The sequence below is a fragment of the Shewanella litoralis genome, from assembly GCF_009828585.1.
GTDB classification, from domain to species: Bacteria; Pseudomonadota; Gammaproteobacteria; order Enterobacterales; family Shewanellaceae; genus Shewanella; species Shewanella litoralis.
This window is the reverse complement of the sequence record NZ_WSRZ01000019.1, coordinates 89,467-111,409: the sequence shown is the minus strand read 5'-3', so window position 1 is coordinate 111,409 and position 21,943 is coordinate 89,467. Positions and strand designations below refer to the sequence as shown.

18 protein-coding genes are annotated in these 21,943 nt (G+C 41.7%); 6 read left to right on the top strand and 12 right to left on the bottom strand.

The window, feature by feature from the left end; translation table 11 throughout:
- The coding region (locus GQA99_RS15220; RefSeq protein WP_133306622.1) for an IS3 family transposase at window positions 1-117 on the top strand (117 nt) is incomplete at its 5' end.
- Here the strand turns inward: GQA99_RS15220 and GQA99_RS15215 are convergent.
- The 6 genes from GQA99_RS15215 to GQA99_RS15190 form a co-directional block, all read right to left on the bottom strand.
- The gene (locus tag GQA99_RS15215) at window positions 90-722 is read right to left on the bottom strand and encodes a hypothetical protein (protein WP_160055161.1); all 633 of its coding nucleotides are present in this window, start codon (window positions 720-722) and stop codon (window positions 90-92) included. The genes GQA99_RS15220 and GQA99_RS15215 overlap by 28 nt on opposite strands.
- A gap of 223 nt (window positions 723-945) precedes the next feature.
- The gene (locus GQA99_RS15210) at window positions 946-1,449 is read right to left on the bottom strand and encodes a hypothetical protein (RefSeq protein WP_160055158.1); all 504 of its coding nucleotides are present in this window, start codon (window positions 1,447-1,449) and stop codon (window positions 946-948) included.
- 221 nt (window positions 1,450-1,670) lie between these two features.
- Window positions 1,671-2,108 (bottom strand): hypothetical protein, encoded by a 438-nt coding sequence (locus GQA99_RS15205; RefSeq protein WP_124729713.1) that lies wholly within the window; start codon window positions 2,106-2,108, stop codon window positions 1,671-1,673.
- A 154-nt stretch (window positions 2,109-2,262) separates the two neighbouring features.
- Entirely contained in the window at window positions 2,263-3,582 is a 1,320-nt protein-coding gene (locus GQA99_RS15200; protein WP_160055155.1) for a hypothetical protein, read from the bottom strand.
- A gap of 53 nt (window positions 3,583-3,635) precedes the next feature.
- Window positions 3,636-4,811: a hypothetical protein gene (locus tag GQA99_RS15195; RefSeq protein ID WP_160055152.1), complete on the bottom strand. Its 1,176-nt coding sequence runs from the start codon at window positions 4,809-4,811 to the stop codon at window positions 3,636-3,638.
- A 39-nt stretch (window positions 4,812-4,850) separates the two neighbouring features.
- Window positions 4,851-5,531, bottom strand: a complete 681-nt coding sequence (locus GQA99_RS15190; RefSeq protein WP_160055149.1) for a hypothetical protein — start codon at window positions 5,529-5,531, stop codon at window positions 4,851-4,853.
- Window positions 5,532-5,813: 282 nt separating this feature from the next.
- On the opposite strand from GQA99_RS15190, the gene GQA99_RS15185 reads away from it, so the two are divergent.
- On the top strand, window positions 5,814-7,253 hold the full coding sequence (locus GQA99_RS15185) for an OmpA family protein (RefSeq protein ID WP_160055146.1): 1,440 nt from the start codon (window positions 5,814-5,816) through the stop codon (window positions 7,251-7,253).
- A gap of 143 nt (window positions 7,254-7,396) precedes the next feature.
- On the opposite strand, the gene GQA99_RS15180 is transcribed toward GQA99_RS15185, so the two are convergent.
- Window positions 7,397-7,852: a DUF2057 family protein gene (locus GQA99_RS15180; RefSeq protein WP_160055143.1), complete on the bottom strand. Its 456-nt coding sequence runs from the start codon at window positions 7,850-7,852 to the stop codon at window positions 7,397-7,399.
- A gap of 488 nt (window positions 7,853-8,340) precedes the next feature.
- Here GQA99_RS15180 and GQA99_RS15175 point away from each other — a divergent pair, with 488 nt between their 5' ends.
- Window positions 8,341-11,745 carry a PAS domain S-box protein gene (locus tag GQA99_RS15175; protein WP_160055140.1) on the top strand — a complete coding sequence of 1,135 codons (3,405 nt, stop codon included), beginning with the start codon at window positions 8,341-8,343 and terminating at the stop codon, window positions 11,743-11,745.
- 79 nt (window positions 11,746-11,824) lie between these two features.
- On the opposite strand, the gene pyrC is transcribed toward GQA99_RS15175, so the two are convergent.
- A complete protein-coding gene (pyrC, locus tag GQA99_RS15170; protein ID WP_160055137.1) occupies window positions 11,825-12,862 on the bottom strand; it encodes a dihydroorotase in 1,038 nt (345 codons plus the stop codon).
- Window positions 12,863-13,146: 284 nt separating this feature from the next.
- Between pyrC and GQA99_RS15165 the strand changes: the two genes are divergently transcribed.
- The 3 genes from GQA99_RS15165 (at window position 13,147) to GQA99_RS15150 (ending at window position 15,970) form a co-directional block, all read left to right on the top strand.
- Window positions 13,147-13,449 carry a DUF134 domain-containing protein gene (locus GQA99_RS15165; protein WP_338091742.1) on the top strand — a complete coding sequence of 101 codons (303 nt, stop codon included), beginning with the start codon at window positions 13,147-13,149 and terminating at the stop codon, window positions 13,447-13,449.
- A 395-nt stretch (window positions 13,450-13,844) separates the two neighbouring features.
- A complete protein-coding gene (locus GQA99_RS15155) occupies window positions 13,845-14,192 on the top strand; it encodes a Fur family transcriptional regulator (RefSeq protein ID WP_160055132.1) in 348 nt (115 codons plus the stop codon).
- Window positions 14,193-14,260: 68 nt separating this feature from the next.
- A complete protein-coding gene (locus GQA99_RS15150; protein WP_160055130.1) occupies window positions 14,261-15,970 on the top strand; it encodes an FAD-dependent oxidoreductase in 1,710 nt (569 codons plus the stop codon).
- 92 nt (window positions 15,971-16,062) lie between these two features.
- On the opposite strand, the gene lysS is transcribed toward GQA99_RS15150, so the two are convergent.
- The 4 genes from lysS to chrA all read right to left on the bottom strand — a co-directional run bounded on the left by lysS (window position 16,063) and on the right by chrA (window position 21,876).
- Complete coding sequence (lysS, locus tag GQA99_RS15145; protein WP_160055127.1) at window positions 16,063-17,565, bottom strand: lysine--tRNA ligase; 1,503 nt, start codon at window positions 17,563-17,565, stop codon at window positions 16,063-16,065.
- Window positions 17,566-17,628: 63 nt separating this feature from the next.
- A protein-coding gene (gene prfB / locus GQA99_RS15140; RefSeq protein ID WP_170293551.1) for a peptide chain release factor 2 occupies window positions 17,629-18,727 on the bottom strand; the annotation gives its coding sequence in 2 pieces (ribosomal slippage) (window positions 17,629-18,651 and window positions 18,653-18,727; 1,098 coding nt in all).
- A gap of 214 nt (window positions 18,728-18,941) precedes the next feature.
- A complete protein-coding gene (locus tag GQA99_RS15135) occupies window positions 18,942-20,606 on the bottom strand; it encodes a methyl-accepting chemotaxis protein (protein ID WP_160055121.1) in 1,665 nt (554 codons plus the stop codon).
- 118 nt (window positions 20,607-20,724) lie between these two features.
- Window positions 20,725-21,876 carry a chromate efflux transporter gene (gene chrA, locus GQA99_RS15130; RefSeq protein ID WP_160055118.1) on the bottom strand — a complete coding sequence of 384 codons (1,152 nt, stop codon included), beginning with the start codon at window positions 21,874-21,876 and terminating at the stop codon, window positions 20,725-20,727.
- Window positions 21,877-21,943: the final 67 nt, after the last annotated feature.

Below are 21,943 nucleotides of genomic sequence, written 5' to 3'. Positions count from 1 at the left end.
CAAGATGTGACTGCTTACATGAAATATTACAACTTGGAGCGACTTCATTCAGCTAATGGTGATCTGTCACCGGTAGAGTTTGAAAATTCTCAACTAAAAGTGTCCAGTTTGGCTTGACCAGTACAAGCGTCACCTTTTAAATTTATTTCAGCAATAGCAACATAATAAGTACCTGGTGAAGTAAATATAATTGATGAAATGGCTCCAACTTGTCCGAGCGGCTCAGAATTATTTTTAATTTCAAAAATAGCAATACCATTTTCATCCAAAATACTCATGGTAGAGGTAAAGCTAAGATTGTCCATCAAGAGTAAAAATGTAATAGGAATATTTGCTGCTACTATCTCTTTAGTTACTTGAAACTTATATACATCACCGTCACCATTCTCTTCAATTACACCTTTAACTTTAAAAGGAATATTAGATGAAATTACGGTGGCTACACTAGGATTATCGTTAAAAGAGCTTTCGATAGTAGTAGAGTAACTTGATCGACTCGCGTCAAATGGATAGTCATCTTGTTCATCGACAACCCCATCGCCGTCTTCATCCTTGTTTTCCCAGGTGCCTACAAACTCGACAGGATCGGTTGGATCAACAGGATCAACCGGTGTGGGCACTACAACACCAACGCCTTCACCTTCCTCTAATTCACTATTACAACCACTCATTCCTACGCTAGCAGCTAGTAATATTGCTAACCAAAGTGCATTATATTTCATCGCATATATCCCTATTTAAATCCATTTTTCAATTTTTAATGATGCTATTCCATCCGCATCTTTACGTTAATAACTCTCTATTAGGTGCTTACGTCAGCATTGTCCTTTTTTTAACCTTGGTAAAACTACTTTCTCCAGTGATTTACTACCGTTGACAACAGGGTATTACAAACGAGCGATTCTGGCATAAAATACTAAGCAGAGGCATTGCCCAGTCAAACACTTAAGTCATCATAATTTGTGAGGTAAGCAACACTATATATAACAGAAACATCCCACCTAAAAATGTCAGTGGCATTGGATAACGATAACTGATTTTGGGAGAGTAACGCTGCTGTATGTATTCGACAATTTCAGGTAATGAGACGAGGTTTACCCGAGACAAATTAACAACTTCGCCATTGTTTAACACTAGATGTGCATGGGTATATATCTCGCCTCTTGCTGGCGAGTTAAAAATAGCGCCGGGTTTAACATAGCGATAAATATGATAAAAACGTTGGATACGAATTTCTTTAACCCGACTAAATGACACGTATCCCGTCGAATGCTGGCTAATCGGTAATTCTATGGCATCTTTTGTTAAGGTCGCTTTAAAACCTGTTTTAAAATGGATAATAAAATGGCTAACGAGAATGACGGCTAATGCAGTAAACGTCGCCTCCAACACATATTGATAATAATCCAATGCAAATAACCCCAATGGGATGCCCACTAAGCAAATCACAAATAGCGCCCAAGTGTAGTTAGATAAGGGCCACACAATTCTATTTAATGTTACAACGACCTTATGCTGTTCTGTTAATTTGTCTGATAAAGAGGAAGTATTGTTAAATTTTCGGAGCTTCTTTGCTAACCAAGGCATATAAAAATCGCTGTAATTTTGTATTTAAAAATATAAAAACGACTAACAAATGTTAGTCGTTTTAGTTTTTTATTACCTAAAGTCTAAATTGCGTTTAACATAAACCACTCATTTGACTCTTTTTCTAGACCAAATATACATTCATAGCTTACGGGTCGATCCTCTTTAGAAAACTTAACATGAGTTAGAATTGAGCGTTGCTCAACAATATTAAATCCCGCATGCTTGCTGTCGCTAGCTGGATTAGGTAGCTCGTTAGTGTCGACGACAGACACGCTATCAACAGCCCCTTTTTCTGCAATTCTTCTAGCGTGTTTGACTTGCCTTTTTTTATGAAAATCAACAAATTTAGGATTACTTCTGGTTTTAGGGTAATAATATTGCAATAACGAGTCTAGCTCCCCTGCTAACTTGTAGTTTACAATGTTAACGCACCTTTTCTGTAAATCTTCATCAAACTTAGCCTCTGCAACGCTGCTATTAAGTAATAAACATACCACTATAAAAAATAATTTATTCAACGTAATGTCCTTTTCATGTTAATCAATTACTGCTTGTATAATATTGCCAAATACTTGCTCGCTTGGCTTAATTTCTGATTGTGCATAACCTAATAACAATAATGCTCCTCATTTTTATCATCTCTAACGACAACTCGGGAAAGGTTGTGTTAATTTAGAATGCCTTAATAGTAACCTTATCCAGTTTCCAGCTGTTATTTTCGTAAACCCACTCAAGTTGTTGGCCACTGTCAACATCTTTTAACGTTAAGCGTTTTCCGTTAACTTCAGCTTTTCCTTTAAACTCATCTAACAACATGTTGTAAGCGGCAACATCTTTGTCGCTGCTTTTTATAGGTGAATAACGTATTGCTTTACTGTACTTTTTTATTGTAGCAGCAAGTATTTTTTGCTTTGAGTCGTCACGATTCAAAATATCTGTCATCACATCAGCCCTGAACTGAGCTGAAAACATGGCTAATTGCTCAGGCGTGCCAGACTCAATGGTGTGCAACAACCTAAACCAATTGGCGATCAACCTTGCGGTATCGTCAGGCTTAGGGTTGTTAATCTCGCCTTTTGATATTACTACGCGGTTTACCTGTTCAGATAACGATAATGCTTGAGTTAATGACTCATTAATCATGTTGATGAGTTTTTTGATATCGGCATCGGTGGTTGACAAAAACGGGGCGATTAGTGACTGTACTTCCCCTGTAAATAGCGTTTTATCCTTAAACCCTTTGGTGACATTTGTCAGTTGCTCGAAAAACGTCGGGTTAGTCTGTGAAATCTTACTTGTCATTGCCTCATTGTCAGCAAACGCGCCTTGTTGACGGGTTTTCTCCCCTAGAATATTTTTAAAACTTTTTTGCGGTGCCAATATTGCCAGCCATTGTTCAAGCACATCGCGGGTATGAGGTGGGTCTTGCTTAATAGCACCAATATTGGGAGGCGCTGTATATCCACCCTCAATAGCAGCCTTAACAATCGCCTTTGATCTTTCACCAAAAACAGCTCTAACATCGGCATAGCGAAGATAATCAAGATAGTCAGCCTGTTGCACAACCAGAGCGTTCAGCTCTTTATCCATCCCTTGCTGTTGGATTTGTTTCGCGACATAACGGTATTGCGGCAAGTCGCAGCCAGCGCAACTTCTAAACGTTAATGTATTGCTATTACTGAAAATAATACTGGATTGATTAGGGAACAAATGACTTTCAAATACGATATAACTGATACCCTCTTTAGTATAAGTAATCGTCATGTCGGCTTTATGCTTTTGAGGGCAGTCAGGCAGTTCAATATTGGTTTTGGTAAACGCGGCTAGATTGTTTAAATCCATCGTTTTACGTGAATGCAGAGTATTGTAGTAAGTCAATTGGTACTGCAATGAAGGCTCGAGTTCACCTTGTACTTCAAAATCAATATTACAACTTGCATATACATTGGCAGTGCTTAAGCCGCACAATGCCAGTAATCCTATCATTTTCATTTTTAGCTCATCCTTAAGTCATGTATTAAACATTCAAATATGTCGTTGGATAATTAAATAACCCGATAAAGTAGATAAAAACCCACTATCAGTGAAACGGTGCCGAGCACTAACAATGGCCACCAAATATAACGCCGCCACTTAAATGGCATTTCGTCGATTTGGGTCATGGTGACGTTATACTCAAACGCATACAAAGACTGCATTAAACGATTACTATCAAATGACACGGCACCAATACTAAATTGCTCGCCGTTATCTAACCCGATCTCGAAGGTAAAAATATGTGGCCGTTGTTTATGACCAGCATCGTTATAACCCGAACGTAATACCAACCAATTCCAACGAGCCTCAAAATGGTTGATGTGTTGTTTAGTAAATGTTTTTGCTTGCCTGTCTGCAAATAATGCCGCGGGAAAACGTACATATTCGTCATTAATCTCAACATCATAAAATGCCTGCCCTGGCACATGAAAATACTGCGTCGCCATCACCATATGAGTTATTACCGCTCCCGCTAGACCTATCGCTAAAACAGCCATCACAGCAGCCCAGGCTTGAGTAGATACGGCAATCAACACAGCGAAAGCGATACCGATATAAAGCGGTAATCTAACCTTGTGGGTAAACTGACTCGGTAATTGCAGCATCCATTTAGCCACTGAGAATGATTTTATTGCCGCAGAAGGAGAAAACAACCCATTGAGTGGTTCGCCAAATGTTGCAACCGAATCACTATCAAGCGCAATCTCCTTATTTTTACTCATCACTTTTTCGTCAATACCATTAAACTCACCTCTGGTATTAAGCCCTTGCTTGATAAAGTCGAGTCGTAACGTGTTGAGCTTTTTACCAAGATTGTTAACCCTAAGGTTAATCTGCATCTTGCTACCATCGCCGCGTCCGGGTTTAGGTACAACCTCAACCGTTTGCTTATTAAAAATGGTCTGAAATTTGATGGCTTCAATAGCATCATAACTAAGGGTTGCATCATCAAGCGTTAACAGTTTTAACCCAAATAACTGTAAACCATGGTAATAACCCACTTGCCGCTGATTTTTATCAAATAACAAACGGTGTTGGTAGGCAAAGGCAATGATAAAAATAATCACATTGGGGATAAGCTCAATAATGGCGTCAAGACTGTCTATTATTGTTATAATAAAGTGCAAAACGACCAAGCCTATAATCGGCCATTTTGCAGCTTCACTTTTTGAGGCTAAGTGCACAACTCTTACTCCTTGAGTTTAATCTTAAAGATAATAAGACTATAAAAAATAGTACTCGAACAGCATTCCTGTAACAACGACATTAGCTAAGACAGGAAATGATATTGCTATAATATTCGGTAAAAAAGCCCATGACCAATTACTGTGCTTCGTTGTAATTGGATAGTCGAAAAAACACAGCATGTAAACAATGTGTTTAAGCGGAAAATACATGGCATTAAGGGTAATGACTTCACCGCTTTTTAGCTTAATATCACACGCGGTAATATGATTGCGCACATGTAAACGATGCAATTGTGATTTATATTTTACCGTGATGCACTCAATGTCAGCGCGTTGTAACTTCAACGTTCCCACCGGTTTATTGATTATCGCATTCGCAGGAATGGCAATACGCTGCTGGCTCACATAGCAACGTAATGTTCCGGTAATACCGTAACGTCGCCTAACCAGCCAATAACGTCCTATTAAGTAGACAGGTAATAATCCAATGTTGATTAATACTAATGCACGAGCAAGCTCAGTATTAGGGAAATTAAGAGGTAAAACAGCTAAACCGACCATCAAAATAAGCAGTAACAGTGATATACCAAGCGATAATGGGTACCATAAATTTGCAACATATAAACTTACATCACTCTGCGCGCTAAAGTTGCGCATACCTTTTATGTGTAGGTTATAAAACCAAGATTTATCATCTAATGCTATTGTTTTGGCCATAATGATTATTAGTGAACAATATCCTTATTAATGTACGTAAATGTTACCACCATCAACAGGCTGCTCACCAATAAACACGTTATCTTCCCCGAATAAAATATTACTCACCTGCCAAACACATACTTATGGATGTACCTATAAAGAGGAAAGGCATCAAAAGTAATAAGCCCATGTTCATTCTATGAGTAATTGATTTACACCCAGATGATGTTTGAATATCTTATGAGCACTTAATGTTATTTTTTAATCGTACTGGATACTTTATTACAACAGGGAGTTGAAATGTTAAAACCTGCGCTAATGTCATTGACAATCATCATGACGATGATGCCAGCAATGAATGCTTTTTCTGCGACAACACAAGAATTATTTTCTGAGCCCAAAGAGGTAAAAGATACAAAGAATGAACTTAGACACTTCACGCCGGTGCAATTGATCACGGCAATTGATGGCAAAAATATTCTGTCAAAAGAAATGAAAGGTAAACTGATTAGAACCAACTATGAGCTGCCGCCGTCTTATACGCCGGCTCATTTACTCAATAACTATAAAAAACAGCTTAACGCGCTCAATGCTGAGATTATTTTTGAATGTGAGCAAGCCACTTGTGGTAATGAACGTAAGCTATCCTCATTTATATCGCCTTTGACAAATATTTCCAGTAGTTCGCCATCACTAATAACAGCACATATTACCCTGCCTAAAAAGCAGGTTTACGTATCGATATATGCGACTGGCTGGCAGAATGCGACCAATGTAGAATTGGATATTATAGAAATCATCGATGAACCATTAGATTTGGTGACGACAAATCAAGATTATTTATCTCAGGCTGTGAGTGAAATAACGGTTAAAGACAATAGCGATAAAGATACTAAAAGCTCAGTTGATCACCCGATGCTAAGCAGAGTCCCAGGAGCTTACATACAGGAATATATCACTCATGGCTTTAACCAAACCTTAGTACTTGCTGGAGATAACTTCAAAACGTTGGAACTGGAAGGGAAAGTTACCGATATTGTATACATATTGCCACGTACTTACTCAGAATTTGAGATTGATGCAAACTACCATAACGCATTAACCAAACTTGGTTTTACTGAAGTTTATACCTGTTTAGGGAAAGCATGCGGAGACGAAGATACATTAGAAACTAAGATAGAATTACATTCAGCAATTGGTCGCGAAGAAAACCAATTTTATCGACTCTATAAGCTAGAAAGAGCTGAAGGTGACGTTTACGCTATGGTATACGTCATTGGGTTTTCAGGGCGGTTATCTGCTGAAATCAGAATCATTGAAGAAACCACATTAAATAATAATCGAGTCGGAATTGATTTGCAGGGCTTAACCGACGAAATAGCCAAAAGCGGCCATGTGGCACTAGACGGTTTGCTGTTTAAGTATGATAGCGATGAACTACTGCCTGAGGCTTATCCGATTGTAGAAGTCGTCGCTCAATACCTTCAAACGCACCCTAAACAGCTTTTTTATGTGGTAGGACATTCAGACGACCAAGGTTCGCAAGCTTATAACCAAACCTTGTCAGAAAAACGTGCGACTGCAATTAAAACCCGTTTGATAAAACAGTTCTCCATTGCTGCACAGCAAGTGGAAGCCAAAGGGGTTGGTGAGTACTCGCCTATTGCCAATAACCTTGATGAAGCGGGCCAAAAGCTAAACCGCCGGGTTGAACTGGTCATTCGTTCAGACAGTAAATAAGCCTGTACGGCATAACACTGACTAAATAACCTGTCACAACATTCAAAATAGAAAGGTAGCCTAGGCTACCTTTCTATTTTTATGCTTACCTTTTTACTAACGAGCAACCGCTCATAAGCCTAATGCTGGATTAATCTTACCCGCTACTTAAGCATCAGTTGAGTCAATAACTGTGCTTGAGAGAGTAGCTCAACGTCATCATGATGCTGCCCGTTTACCGTTAATTTAACTTGTGGATTATCTAAGAATGCACGTGCATCTTCGGCGCTGTAAATTGTCGGGGTGATGATTTCATAGCGCTGGTTTTTAGCCACATTTAACGTGAGATAAAGTGGCTTTGAGCGAACCCAATAACCTGAGTCATCCGCATTGTCTTGAAACAAATCACGGTAATTTATCTCTACCAACTGTTGGCCGCGCTTAAGGCCGATGGTGCTGTCAAAGCTTACATTTTCGCCGTTAACGGTTTCGACAATGAGCGAATCTGGCACGGTTAAACTTGATGCCTGTACCTGAAATCCAAATAATAAACTCAAGCTGATAATAGCGGGGGTGATGATAGACTTAACTGCGTTCGTCTTGGTTGATAATAATTTCATGGGGTTGTCCTTTTAATGTATTGCTTGGCCACCAAGCAAGTTGTATTGATTTAAAAGACCCCAGCGTTGGCGATTTTCTTACAGATTTTATCACTGCCTTTGATTGTTGATTGTGAGTATTACGTTTATCTCACTGTATTAATTATTTAAACCTCCATAAAAAATAATATCAAAATAAAATCCCGATGCGTTATTTCACATTAATCAAAACAATATTCCCAATGTTTAGCCATCTATAAGCGTGCTAGCGTGTAGGTTAACGACAAAGCATGCTGCCTTTATAACGATAAATTTAATGTCTAATTTCATGTTAAAAATCAATTTACGACTAAACTGAATACATAAAGCTAGAGGCATAAATAGCGATGTCGTCAATATGATGATAAAGGGCAACATATTGATACGATAACGATAACCCTGTTTGACAGCCCAAGCATTAGCGATGTAAAGCGTAATGGATGACACTCCCTTTTACTTATGGGGTACAAATGGATAGTTTTTTTAGCTTATTGAATAACGCGGTCTTATTGCTAGCACTCGTCGTGATCTTCGACGCGGTTAGATTACAAAACATTGCTTCCATCCGCTACAAGTCAATATTAAGCGGTATTTTTATTGGCATCATCGCCATTAGCGTTATGAGTAATCCTTGGGAGCTGCGCCCAGGGGTATTTTTTGATGCACGCTGGATACTACTCAGTTTAAGCGGTTTATTTTTTGGTTTTGTTCCTACATTTGTCGCAGTATTACTCGCCATAAGCTTCAGGCTTTACCTGGGTGGTGATGGCGTTTACATAGGCAGTTTGATCATTGTAACAAGCGCCTTAGTTGGCTTAATCTGGCGCTATTGGTTAGCAACATCTACCAATAAACTTAATTGGAAAAACATGCTCGCAATGAGCTTAATAGTCGAGTTGGTAGTGATTGGCTGTCTACTCTTGATGCCCATTGACGACAGATACAACATCATTTCAACCATTAGCCCAACATTGCTTTCGGTATTTACCGCGATGTCATTTTTATTGGGGCTATTACTTAAACATCGCATTGACAGCCAAAAGCTCGCACAAGAATTGGCACGTCATCAACAGTTACTCGAAACCGAAAAAAACCTCCTGCAAAATATTATTGATGGCATACCCGACCTGATTTTTTATAAATCGACTGACGGTAAATATTTAGGATGTAATAAAGCCTTTGCCAACGAAATGACCCTGACATTAGATCAAATCAAGGGGCGCACCGACCATGATTTATTTAGTGCAAAACAAGCCAGTAAGTTTGTCAAAGATGACACCCTGGTGTTAGCGCAAAACGCAACCCTGATTTTCGAGGAAAAGGTCACATCCTCCGTGGGTGTCGAACATATTTATCGCACTCAAAAAACGCCATTTACTAATATTTATGGTGATACTTTAGGGACTGTCGGGGTAAGCCACGATGTCGCAGAAAAACGCCATATCCAGGAGCAGTTGCAGCGCAGTGAATCCACTTACCACAATATTATTAGTACCGCCCAGGATGGCTTTGTTATGGCATCACTAGATGGCAATATTATTGAGGTTAATCAAAGTTTTGCCAATATGACCGGGTATACCACAGATGAGTTAATTAGCCTGTCAGTTAATCAAATTGAAACCGATGATAAGCGCCAGTTTTCTGCCCGTAACCTTGACCGGGCAAAACGCGAAAAGCGTTTTAATTACACGTCGTTACACAAACATAAGCAAGGTCATCTTTATCATGTTGAAGTGACGGTCAGTTATTGGGACGGTGATAATGGTATGTTTTTCTGCTTTGTTAAAGATATTTCAGAACGGATAGAAGCAGAAAAAAAACTCCTGCTTAGTGAATCTAAATTTAGACATATTTTTGAGCGGATCCCAGCGATTTCGGTGCAAGGATACGACAAAAATCGTTCGGTAATTTTTTGGAATAAAGCCAGTGAAAATCTTTATGGTTACACCAAAGAACAAGCTCTAGGAAGCAAACTGGAAGATTTAATTATTCCGGCGCCTTATCGTCAGCAAGTCATTGATAACGTAACCGCCTGGATAGAAAAAGATACTCCGATCCCTGCTGAAGAATTACTACTACAGCGTGCAGATGGCAGCCATGTCCCCGTTTACTCTTCACACACTTTGATAACAAACACCGACAACGAAACTGAGATGTACTGTATCGACATCGATTTAAGCGCCCAGAAAAAAGCAGAAGAGCAAGCACTTACCCTGTCGCAAGCCATTGAGCAAAGCCCCATATCTATGGTGTTAACAGATACAGACAGTAAAATTGAATACGTTAACAGTGCATTTGAAAACACCACAGGCTACAGCACGGATGAAGTCATCGGCCAATCCGCCAGTATGCTCAAGTCAGGCTTAACCCCTAAATCCTTGTATTCCGAATTATGGCAAGCCATTGCTGCTGGAAAGGCGTGGCAAGGGGAACTGCAAAATAAAAAGAAAAATGGCGATATATTTTGGGAACATGCCCACATCGCTCCTATTTTTGATAATGCTGGAGTCACTAAACATTATTTAGCGCTTAAGCAAGATGTTACCCAATACAAACAACAAGAAGAAAAGATTCTTCATCAAGCTCATTACGACAGTTTAACCGGCTTACCTAACCGCTTACTGTCATTGGACCGGCTAACTCAAATGCTGACACAGGCAAAACGCGCCAACAGCCAGGTGGCAGTATTATTTTTAGATTTAGACGACTTTAAAAAGGTTAACGATACCTTAGGACACTCGGTGGGTGATGAATTATTAATACAGGCGGCAACCCGGTTGCAAAACACTATTCGCACCGATGATGTTGTCGGGCGCCTAGGCGGTGATGAATTTATTATTTTATTTAACGACATTCACCAACAAGCAGATGTTGAAATTGCCGCCAATAAATTACTGCAGCAATTCTACTTACCTTTCCAACTTGAAAGCCGAGAGTTGGTATCAACAATCAGCATTGGCATTGCGCTTTACCCAAACGACAGTGTTGATGCAAAAGAGCTGCTAAGACAAGCTGATGCGGCCATGTACCACTCTAAAGAGCAAGGCCGGAATACTTATACCTTTTTCACTCATAAAATGAACAACGATATTCATCGGCGCTTGCAAGTAGAAGAACAACTGCGCAATGCACTAAAAACTAATGAGTTAGAAGTGTATTTTCAACCGCTGGTTGATATCCGAAATCGTAACATTATCGGTGCAGAAGCCTTATTACGCTGGCATAACCTTGAGCTGGGTAATGTCACACCTGACGAATTTATTCCAATCGCAGAACAAACTGGCTTAATCATTTCTATCGGACAATTTGTGTTACAAAGTGCTTTTATTGCCGCTCATCATTGGCAAACCCACTTTAACAACCAGTTTAAAATTGCAATTAATGTGTCACCAAAACAATTTAGAGAAAACAAATTTGTCGATATGCTTGAAGCATTGTTAACTCAATATCGCATTCAGCCTAATAGTGTAGAGCTAGAGATCACTGAAGGAGTATTACTCAGCGGCGATCAAATTATTAATAACAACTTATCTGCCATAAACGATATTGGTGTCAGCATCTCTATGGACGACTTTGGTACTGGCTATTCATCCTTAAGTTATCTGCGCAGCTATCCCTTTGACACCTTAAAAGTGGATAAAAGCTTTATTAATGACATTACCGTCGACCCAGGCGATTTAGAATTGGTGGGTGCGGCCATTGCTATGGGCCATGGTTTAAACTTAAAGGTAGTTGCTGAAGGGATTGAAACAGAAGAGCAATATCAATTACTTAATGCATTAAAATGTGATTACGGCCAGGGTTATTTGTTTAGTAAACCTCTGCCTAAAGCTGAATTTGAAGCGCTGTTATACGCACAACACCAACCTAAATAATACTGCCTACCCTTTCGACATATCGTAACGGCTAACCTGAGTTAGCCGTTGCGATAATGCCAGCAAAAGCTGACAGCCATTAAGCGCCTTGCACTTTCCAGCTAACGGTTTCGCCAGCAAAAAACGGCACTATAGGGTTACCGTTTGGCAAAATAATTTGCTCTGGTACTGTCCATTCTTGTTTCACTAAGGTCACAGTGCCGCTATTGCGCGGTAAGCCATAAAAGTCAGCCCCATGGAAGCTCGCAAAGCCTTCAAGCTTATCTAGCGCGCCTAAGTTATCAAACACCTGGGCATATAATTCTAACGCACTCCAGGCGCTGTAACAGCCGGCACAACCACATGCTGACTCTTTACGGTGTTTTTCATGTGGAGCAGAATCGGTACCTAAAAAGAACTTGCTTGAGCCAGTTGCTACCGCAGCTTGCAACGCCTGCTGATGTATATTGCGTTTTAATACCGGTAAACAAAAGTTATGTGGGCGTACACCACCGACTAACAAATCATTGCGGTTTAACAGTAAGTGTTGCGGAGTAATCGTGGCGGCCACATTGGCTGATGCCCCCGCGACAAACTCGGCAGCTTCTTTAGTCGTAATGTGCTCAAACACCACTTTAAGCTGAGGAATAGCTTCAACAATGCGCGATAAATAGCGATCAATAAACAGCTTTTCGCGATCAAAAATATCAATATGCGACTCAGTCACTTCACCATGCACTAACAACAACATGCCCTGCTGAGCCATGACTTCAAATATGGGAAATAATGCATCCAATGCTTTTACTGCTGCATCGGAGTTGGTTGTCGCGCCTGCAGGGTATAACTTAGCCGCCACCACACCCGCCGCTTTAGCGTCGATAATATCTTGGGCGCTGGTGTTGTTGGTTAAAAACAGGGTCATTAATGGTTCAAAGTCACTGCCTTGAGGGCGCGCAGCTAAAATACGTTCACGATAGGCCACAATCATGTCGGCATTGGTCACAGGTGGCACTAGGTTTGGCATTACAATCGCACGTTTAAATAATCTTGCTGTAGCGGGTACGGTTTCACGCAGCATGTCGCCATCACGAAAATGAAGGTGCCAATCGTCTGGCGTCGTTAGGGTTATTTGCGTCATGTGGGTTCCTTTGGGCTACAGCATTAAATGCGGCTATTGTGCCTTAAACCAACTATTTTTAATAGGTTAACTAGAGTGTGATTCACCGAATAGTGAATCTGAAATCGCTAACAAAACACCATTACTCCCCAATACCTAAACTCAATTTAAACACCTGCCGTTGGCACGTTATTACGACTGTTATTGCCCCACAAATAGAGAGTGACGTCAAAGTTCTACTTAACATAGTAAGCAAAACAATTGTAACGCTTGTAAGTCAGCTTTAAACTGAGTATAAATAGCATATGCTAAAAATGAGGTGTCAAATGGCAAGACCCAAAATACCCCGAAACATATGCGGCCAACCCGCCAACATTTGCTTTAAACCTAATGGTATTCCAATGACGCAATTGGAACAGGTGCCTCTAGCTGAGGACGAAATGGAAGCATTACGCTTAGTTGACTTGCTCGGTATGCAGCAGCAAGAGGCGGCTAAATCAATGGCAGTCTCTCGCCAAACACTGGCCAATTTAGTGAAAGCAGCAAGGTTCAAGGTGGTTGATAGTTTAATTAATGGTAAAGCATTGATGACAAAAAACATCAACTAAATCAGCAGCAAAGTAAACACGGTTCGGCGTGAATAGGTAGGGCTAATGCAAGCAGTATTAAAAGACTCAGGCCTCAAAGTAACCAGCCAAAGATGTAAACTACTCGAATTTATCAACCAGGTTGATGAGCAGCATTCATACCATTCCGCATTAATAAGTGACCGCTCAGAATGCATCCAGCGGTTTTTGATTAAGGCGTCGCTATGTAGTAATGGTTGTTCCCTTTCAAATAGCGAGAACGCAAAGCAAAAGGGGCTGGGGCATTCCTTTCAGGCGAGTTTTAAAAGGGCTTACACTGCGTTGCATGACTTCGAAAGAGAACAACTATTCATTCAGTCATTCGCCTTGTTTAAGCCCTTTTAAATTCTTGCTGAGAGATCATTTACTAACGCGGTATGGTATTAACCGTAGAGAACATCTTTCAAGGCATTAATGCACAAGGCGAGAGCATTGGACTCACCAGTGTTTATCGGATGATGTCTGATTTTGAGCAAGCAGGTCTTGTGACCCGTCGTTTGCTTGAATCTGAGAAAACGATTTACGAGCTCAGCAATAAACCACGCCATGATCATTTAATTTGCCTCACTTGCGGCAAGGTCATTGATTTTGTCGACCCGTTAATTGAACTGCGTTTAAGCTTAGCGGCTGAGCATCATGGTATGAGCATTCATCACCACAGTCTCAATATGTATGGCCAGTGTTTTGAATGTCAAAAAGCACATTTAAACGAATCGATTACCTAAAACCTATTCCGTAAACCTATTGCACATCTACAAATAGGTTTAATGACTTAACTTTAATGGAGATAAGCATGACTAAGATTGTCATCATTGGTGGTGTTGCCGGCGGCGCATCGGCAGCCGCAAGAGCAAGACGAGTATCTGAAACTGCTGAAATCATTATGTTAGAGCGTGGCGAGTTTGTGTCGTTTGCCAATTGCGGCCTGCCTTACCATATTAGTGGCGAGATAGAATCAAGAGATGCGCTATTATTGCAAACGCCCGAAAGCTTTAAATCGCGTTTTAATGTTGATGTGCGGGTATTAAACGAAGTGATCGCGATTGATCGCCAGGCTAAACAACTGACAATACGCAATCTTGCAACCAATGAAACCTACCTAGAATCTTATGATAAATTATTACTAAGCCCTGGCGCTTCACCGATTAAACCGCCACTACCAGGCATTGATAGCCACTTTGTGCATAGCCTGCGTAATATTCCCGATATGGATAAAATCCTATCCACCTTAATGCTGCATAAGCCCAAACATGCCACGGTTGTGGGTGGCGGTTTTATTGGTTTAGAAATGGTCGAGGCACTACGTCATGTCGGTTTAAAAGTCAGTTTATTGGAGCTTGCCGACCAGGTTATGGGCCCAGTTGACCTTGAAATGGCCAATATGCTGCACCAAAAGTTAGTCGATAACGATGTTGATTTACGTTTAAAAACCGGACTTGCCGCCATCACAGAATGCCCTATTCAATTGAGTGAATCTGACAACACGGATGATTACGATAAACCCGCATCGCCGCATTTTCATCTGCAACTAGCCCTAAGTGATAACACAACACTCGCGACCGACTTAGTGATTTTAGCCATTGGTGTGAAACCAGAAACCAGCCTGGCGTCGGCATGCGGCCTTGAGTTAGGTAAGCTCGGTGGTATTAGAGTTGATGATGAAATGCGCACCTCAGACGCTGACATTTATGCCGTGGGCGATGCCATAGAAACCGCTGATTTTGTCACGGGTAACCCAACGTTAATCCCGCTTGCGGGGCCTGCTAACCGACAAGGGCGTTTAGCGGCCGATAACATGTTAGGTGCAAATATAAAGTATCGCGCCACTCAGGGTACTGCCATTTGTAAGCTATTTGACATGGCTATAGCGTCTACCGGACTCAATGAAAAGACCTTACTCAAAAAAGCCATTCCATTTGAAAAAATTTATGTGCATACCGCCAGCCACGCCAGTTATTACCCTGGTGCGCACCCTATTACGCTAAAACTGTTGTTTAGCCCAGATAATGGCTCAATTTTAGGCGCTCAAGCGGCGGGACTTGATGGAGTAGACAAGCGAATTGACGTGCTAGCCGTGGCACAACGTGCTGGTATGACAGTATATGATTTAGCCGACCTTGAGCTCACCTATGCACCGCCATTTGGCTCGGCGCGCGACGTAGTAAACCAAGCAGGTATGGTGGCCGCTAACGTATTATTAGGTGATGAGCAGATTTGCCACTCGCACGATATAAGCGCAGTTAACGCCGAGCAAGTCATTGTCGATGTGCGCAACCCAGGCGAGCTTACCACTGCGGGCGCCATTGACGGCGCGATTAATATGCCACTGCCACAGCTGCGTGACCGACTTAATGAGCTCCCAAAAGACAAAGAGTTACTGGTATTGTGTCAGGTTGGTTTACGTGGACATGTTGCTTATCGCATGCTCACTCAACATGGCTTTAAGGTGCGTAACCTCACTGGCGGTTACAAAACCTTCCAAATGGTCAACGCCCGTTTTTAATTAAAGGGTTAGAGAGATTCACTAAAACAAAAACCAGCCCGCAGGCTGGTTTTTTATTATTCCTCAATATTGGCCCAAGCCAACATGGGCGATTACGCTTGTGGGCGCATCGCTGGGAATAAAATCACGTCACGAATAGTATGGGTGTTAGTGAATAACATCACTAAACGGTCGATACCAATACCTTGACCTGCTGTTGGCGGTAAGCCGTGCTCAAGTGCAGTAATGTAATCTGCATCGTAGAACATCGCTTCGTCATCGCCCGCATCTTTCGCATCAACCTGCGCTTTAAAGCGGTTGTCTTGATCTTCTGCATCGTTAAGCTCGCTAAAGCCGTTAGCCACTTCACGACCACCGATAAAGAACTCAAAACGGTCGGTAATGAAATCGTTGTTGTCGTTACGACGTGCAAGAGGTGAAATGTCTGCTGGGTAGCCAGTAATGAACGTAGGTTGCATTAACTTAGGTTCTGCAGTTTCACCAAAGATTTCTTCTAGTAGCTGACCACAAGTCCAGAATTTTTCAAGCTTAATACCTAGGCTCGATGCTAAATCACGCATAAACTCAACGTCTTTCACTTGCTCGTAGGTCATTGCTTGAATGGTAGCGTTATCTGGGTTGTACTTTTGAATCGCTTCTAACATGCTTAAACGTGCATAAGGACCGCCAAAGTCAACGGTGTGCTCGCCGTATGGCATTTGTGCACTGCCTAATAATTCAATGGCGATTGAACTGAGCATTTCTTCAGTTAGATCCATTAAATCTTTGTAATCAGCGTACGCCATATAGAATTCCATCATGGTGAATTCTGGGTTATGACGTGGCGACAAACCTTCGTTACGGAAGTTACGGTTAATTTCGAACACACGCTCAAAACCACCCACAACTAAACGCTTAAGGTATAGCTCTGGCGCGATACGTAAGTACATTGCCATGTCTAATGCGTTGTGATGCGTAACAAATGGACGTGCTGATGCACCACCAGGAATAACGTGCATCATTGGCGTTTCAACTTCCATGAACTCTTTTTTGATCATGAAATTACGAATCGCTGAAACCACTTTAGAGCGCATAATAAAGGCATTGCGCGAGTCTTCGTTTACGATCAAATCGACATAACGTTGACGGTAACGGGTTTCCTGGTCGGTTAAACCGTGGAATTTTTCTGGCAATGGACGCAGCGCTTTAGTCAGTAACTGGTACTCTTCCATGTTGACGTATAAGTCGCCTTTGCCTGATAAATGCAGCTGACCTTTTACACCAATAATGTCGCCGATATCTAGACCTTGATAACGCTCTTTTAAGTCACCTTGTACTGGCTTGCCAGCATAGGCTTGAATGCGACCAGACACGTCTTGAATCACTAAAAACGGACCACGCTTAGCCATAATACGACCGGCAATACTGGTTTGAAAACCTAACTCTTCTAGGGCTTCTTTAGTTTGCTCGCCATATTGCGCTTGTAGTTCAGCGGCTTTATGGCTACGTTGCCATGTATTAGGGTGAGCATTTGCAGGGCAGCTAGTACGGATGTGTTCTAGTTTAGCGCGACGCTCTGCAATCAGTTTGTTTTCATCTTGTACGTGTTCGGTCATGTTATATTCTCGCGTTTACTCGCCACACTGTGATGCATGACGAAAAAAGTTAATTTGATTAAACTAAAGTCCTGATTTTAGGCTGGCTTCAATAAACTTATCTAAATCACCATCCAACACAGATTGAGTATTGCGGTTCTCAACCCCTGTACGTAAATCTTTAATGCGTGCATCGTCTAATACGTATGAACGAATTTGACTGCCCCAACCGATGTCAGATTTAGCATCTTCAGCGGCTTGTTTGTCGGCATTTTGTTTATGCATTTCTAACTCGTACAACTTCGCTTTTAATTGCTTATAAGCTGAGTCACGGTTTTTATGTTGCGAACGGTCGTTTTGACATTGCACAACGGTGTTAGTTGGCAAGTGAGTGATACGTACCGCAGAATCCGTTTTGTTAACGTGCTGACCACCCGCTCCCGAGGCGCGGTAGGTATCAATACGTAAATCAGATGGATTGATCTCGATTTCAATGTCGTCGTCAATTTCTGGGTAAACAAATACCGAGCAAAAAGACGTATGACGTTTGCCCGATGAGTCAAACGGCGACTTACGTACTAGGCGATGTACACCCGTTTCGGTGCGCATCCAACCAAAAGCATATTCGCCGTTAAATTTAATGGTTGCGCCTTTAATACCCGCAACATCACCGTCGGTGACTTCCATTAACTCAGGGCTGTAGCCATGAGCTTCGCCCCAACGCAAATACATGCGTAATACCATGTTGGCCCAATCTTGCGCTTCAGTACCGCCAGAACCTGATTGAATATCCAAGTAACAATTTGAGGCGTCACTTTTACCCGAAAACATCCGACGGAACTCTAAATCAGCCAAACGAGCATCTAATGTTTTGAGTTCAGCAGCGGCATCGTTAAAGGTTTCTTCGTCATCTTCTTCGATGGCTAACTCAAGCAATCCTTCGATATCTTCAAGGCCTGCATCCATATCATCAATGGTTTTAACAACGGCTTCTAGTGCGGCACGTTCTTTACCCAGTGCTTGAGCACGTTCAGGCACGTTCCACACTTCAGAACTTTCCAGCTCTCGACTGACTTCTTCTAAACGCTCACTTTTAGCAGCGTAGTCAAAGATACCCCCGAAGTAACTCAGTACGTTCAGCGAGCTCTTTGATTTTGAATTTTACCGGATTAACTTCAAACATGAATATTCAACTTAAATTAGCAGTTAACAAAAGGTGCAACGGCGCATTTTACCCCATGACACGCGCTAAACCTAGACCGAAAGGGCGATTATTAACAAACTTATGCCGAATAAATTTCAGGACAACAGCCGTACGCTCCATAACCATTTAAGCATAAAAAATGAACCCACCTGGGGTTCATTTTTACACACTCTTCGCTAAGTAAAGCGGCGAGTTACACCTTAAACTGACCGACTAACTTAGCAAGTGTTTGGCCCTCATTGGCCACATCTTTGCTCAAACCAGACGCGTCCTGGCTGGCAGCTAATAACGAGTTAACAATTTCTTGTACTGAGTTAACGTTGCGATGGATCTCTTCAGTCACAGAGCTTTGCTCAGTCGCCGCGGTCGCAATTTGGGTGCTCATATCACTAATGCTGGTGACAGATGATGTTACCGCACCTAGGCTTTCTGAGATTGCCCGCGATGACTCTACCGAGCTTAAGCAACTCGTTTGGCTTTCTTGCATAGTCTGCACCGCTTTAGTCACTAACTTATGCAATTGCGATAACATGTCGTTAATTTCTACTGTGCTACTTTGGGTGCGGCTGGCGAGATTTCTGACTTCATCGGCCACAACCGCAAACCCACGCCCTTGCTCACCGGCACGCGCCGCTTCAATGGCTGCGTTTAACGCCAGTAAGTTAGTTTGCTCTGCAATACCACCAATCACGCTCAATACTGAGTTAATTTTTTGCGATTGCTCACTTAACGATTTTACATCTGCTGCTGCGTTATCGATTTGCTTCATTAAATTAGACACTTCTGTTAATGAAGTATCGACACACTCTTGCGCTTTCGTCACGTTGCCAGATGCAGTATGCGTGGCGTCTGCAACCATGCTGGTATTATGCGCCACATCATTTGCCGTTGCAGACATCTCTGTAATGGCGGTCACGATTTGGTCAATTTCATTATTATGACTATAGAGCTGCTCGGTCATTGAAACAGTTTGACCACTAATGCTTTGCGCACCATGTTTAACTCTGTCTGTCGCACTCGCTACATCACCAATAATCGTTTGCAGCTTATCGACAAATAAATTAAACGCACTGCCTAATTGGCCTATTTCATCTTCGCTCGTCACATCTAATCGTTTGGTTAAGTCGCCTTCACCTTTGGCAATATCGTTTAGTGAGTTGGCCATATTCTGGATAGGCACAACCAGTTTATGAGCCATCCACACCACCACAAATGCCGTTATACCGGTTAGTCCAAGCGCCATTAATAAAAACATGACCGTTTTATTATTCATTCGCTCAGTTTTTTCATCACGAAATTTGGCGATGGACTCTTCAATATCATCAATATATGCACCAGTACCTAACATCCAGTTGGTATTTGGCACCATCACGGCGTAGCCGATTTTATCAATTAATTGTTCCGTGCCCGGTTTTTTATAAAAGTAAGAAAATATACCATCTCCAGACTTAGCGGCATTTAATAACCCAACGATAACTTTAGTACCATTAGGATCTGTCATATCAATTTTGTTTTGCCCTTCTAACTCAGGCATGGTTGCATGGAAAATGTTTACACCCGCAGTGTCATAGATGTAAAAGTATCCTGCACTACCAAAGCGTAAATCACGTAAGGCCTGTTTTACATCACCGCTGCTGCCCAGCGATAACTGATATTCAACAACACCTCGTGCAATTTCAGTAGCTTCTGCAAGTTGATTTTTTCTCTCTGAAACTAGCTCACCCCGAAACTGAGCAATATCGTGCTCTAACGATGTGCCTTCGTTAACATAAAACAGACTCAATAAAACGGCTAAAATTAATGATAATGGAATTAGAGATAATCCCAAAAGCTTATTGCGGAGGGAGGATTTCAGCATAGTTGACAGCCTTTTGTTGTAATAATCTATTCAGTATAGATGTTTACAGCTTGTAACCAAACTTTGCACCTGAATAAAGTGAAACATGTCGCAAAAATAAGCAAGATGAAAGTTGAATTTAGATCAGCGTTAATAATGCGCCTATTGCGGCAAAGCCCACGACCAACCATACAATGCCCGGCTTAAATACTTTTAAAATACTAAATCCAATGATGACGAGTGCCATATCAAGCGGCATGATGACAGCGCTGGTAAATACCGGCTGATAAAGCGCCGCTAGCAGTAAACCGACAACAGCAGCATTAACGCCTGCTAATGCGCCGGCAATATTGGGGCGCTGACTAATGGTATGCCAACTTTTTAAGCCGACTAACATCAGTAAAAAACCCGGTAAAAATATCGCTAAGGTGGCGACTACGGCGCCTAAAATCGGAGATTCTAGCCATAAATCGGCCCCTAAAAAGGTGGCAAGGGTAAACATTGGCCCAGGTATGGCTTGCGCAAGTGCATAACCGGTTAAAAAGCGGTCGGGAGTGATGTAGTCACCCACACTGGCTTCAAGTAATGGCAGCACCACATGACCGCCACCAAACACTAAACTCCCGACTTGAAAAAACTGGGCAAAAATTTGCCCTACACTGTCATCCTTCCCCATAAAATAAAGTGAACTGACTAAACACAAAATAAACAACGCCAGCCAACGATAATCAAGTTCGATAGGGGGATTTTCGGGAGTAATATTTTCACCACGGGTCAGTAATACCACGCCAATGATTGCAGCAATCACTAGCACTGCAATTTGCATTAGCATTGACGGCATTAAGATAATGGCCACCGCAGTGGCAGCCATTAGCACCTTGGCGGTTTTACGCTGACAAAATTGGCTAAACATGGACAATGTCGCATCGGCAACCACCACGACAGCTAACAGTTTTAACCCGTGGATCATGCCCTGTACTGCGGTGATTTCTAGCCACTGCGCACTGGTTACTGCAAACAAAAACAATAATAGAAATGACGGTAACGTAAAGCCTAAAAATGCCGCGAGACCACCTAACAAACCACCTTTGTGGTAACCAATGGCAAAACCAACCTGGCTTGAGCCCGGACCTGGCATAAATTGACTTAAGGCAACAAAACTGGCGTATTGCTTGCCATCAAGCCATTGTAAATCATCAACAAATGCTTTTCTAAAATAACCAATATGGGCCGCAGGACCGCCAAAACTGATTAAGCCTAATGCTAAAAAACGACTGAAGATTTGCCACATCGCCCGAGATCCTTTTTATGTTTAATCATCATTTTATGACATAAAAATGACAATTTCATGACCACAC

What these genes read in the sequence shown, in the direction of transcription:
- GQA99_RS15165 (WP_338091742.1), top strand. Translation starts at nt 13,147, where the DNA reads ATGCTAAAAATGAGGTGTCAAATGGCAAGACCCAAAATACCCCGAAAC.
- pyrC (WP_160055137.1), bottom strand. Translation starts at nt 12,862, where the DNA reads ATGACGCAAATAACCCTAACGACGCCAGACGATTGGCACCTTCATTTT.
- GQA99_RS15180 (WP_160055143.1), bottom strand. Translation starts at nt 7,852, where the DNA reads ATGAAATTATTATCAACCAAGACGAACGCAGTTAAGTCTATCATCACC.
- GQA99_RS15190 (WP_160055149.1), bottom strand. Translation starts at nt 5,531, where the DNA reads ATGGCCAAAACAATAGCATTAGATGATAAATCTTGGTTTTATAACCTA.
- GQA99_RS15185 (WP_160055146.1), top strand. Translation starts at nt 5,814, where the DNA reads ATGTTAAAACCTGCGCTAATGTCATTGACAATCATCATGACGATGATG.
- GQA99_RS15150 (WP_160055130.1), top strand. Translation starts at nt 14,261, where the DNA reads ATGACTAAGATTGTCATCATTGGTGGTGTTGCCGGCGGCGCATCGGCA.
- GQA99_RS15200 (WP_160055155.1), bottom strand. Translation starts at nt 3,582, where the DNA reads ATGAAAATGATAGGATTACTGGCATTGTGCGGCTTAAGCACTGCCAAT.
- GQA99_RS15135 (WP_160055121.1), bottom strand. Translation starts at nt 20,606, where the DNA reads ATGCTGAAATCCTCCCTCCGCAATAAGCTTTTGGGATTATCTCTAATT.
- lysS (WP_160055127.1), bottom strand. Translation starts at nt 17,565, where the DNA reads ATGACCGAACACGTACAAGATGAAAACAAACTGATTGCAGAGCGTCGC.
- GQA99_RS15175 (WP_160055140.1), top strand. Translation starts at nt 8,341, where the DNA reads ATGGATAGTTTTTTTAGCTTATTGAATAACGCGGTCTTATTGCTAGCA.
- GQA99_RS15215 (WP_160055161.1), bottom strand. Translation starts at nt 722, where the DNA reads ATGAAATATAATGCACTTTGGTTAGCAATATTACTAGCTGCTAGCGTA.
- chrA (WP_160055118.1), bottom strand. Translation starts at nt 21,876, where the DNA reads ATGTGGCAAATCTTCAGTCGTTTTTTAGCATTAGGCTTAATCAGTTTT.
- GQA99_RS15155 (WP_160055132.1), top strand. Translation starts at nt 13,845, where the DNA reads ATGGTATTAACCGTAGAGAACATCTTTCAAGGCATTAATGCACAAGGC.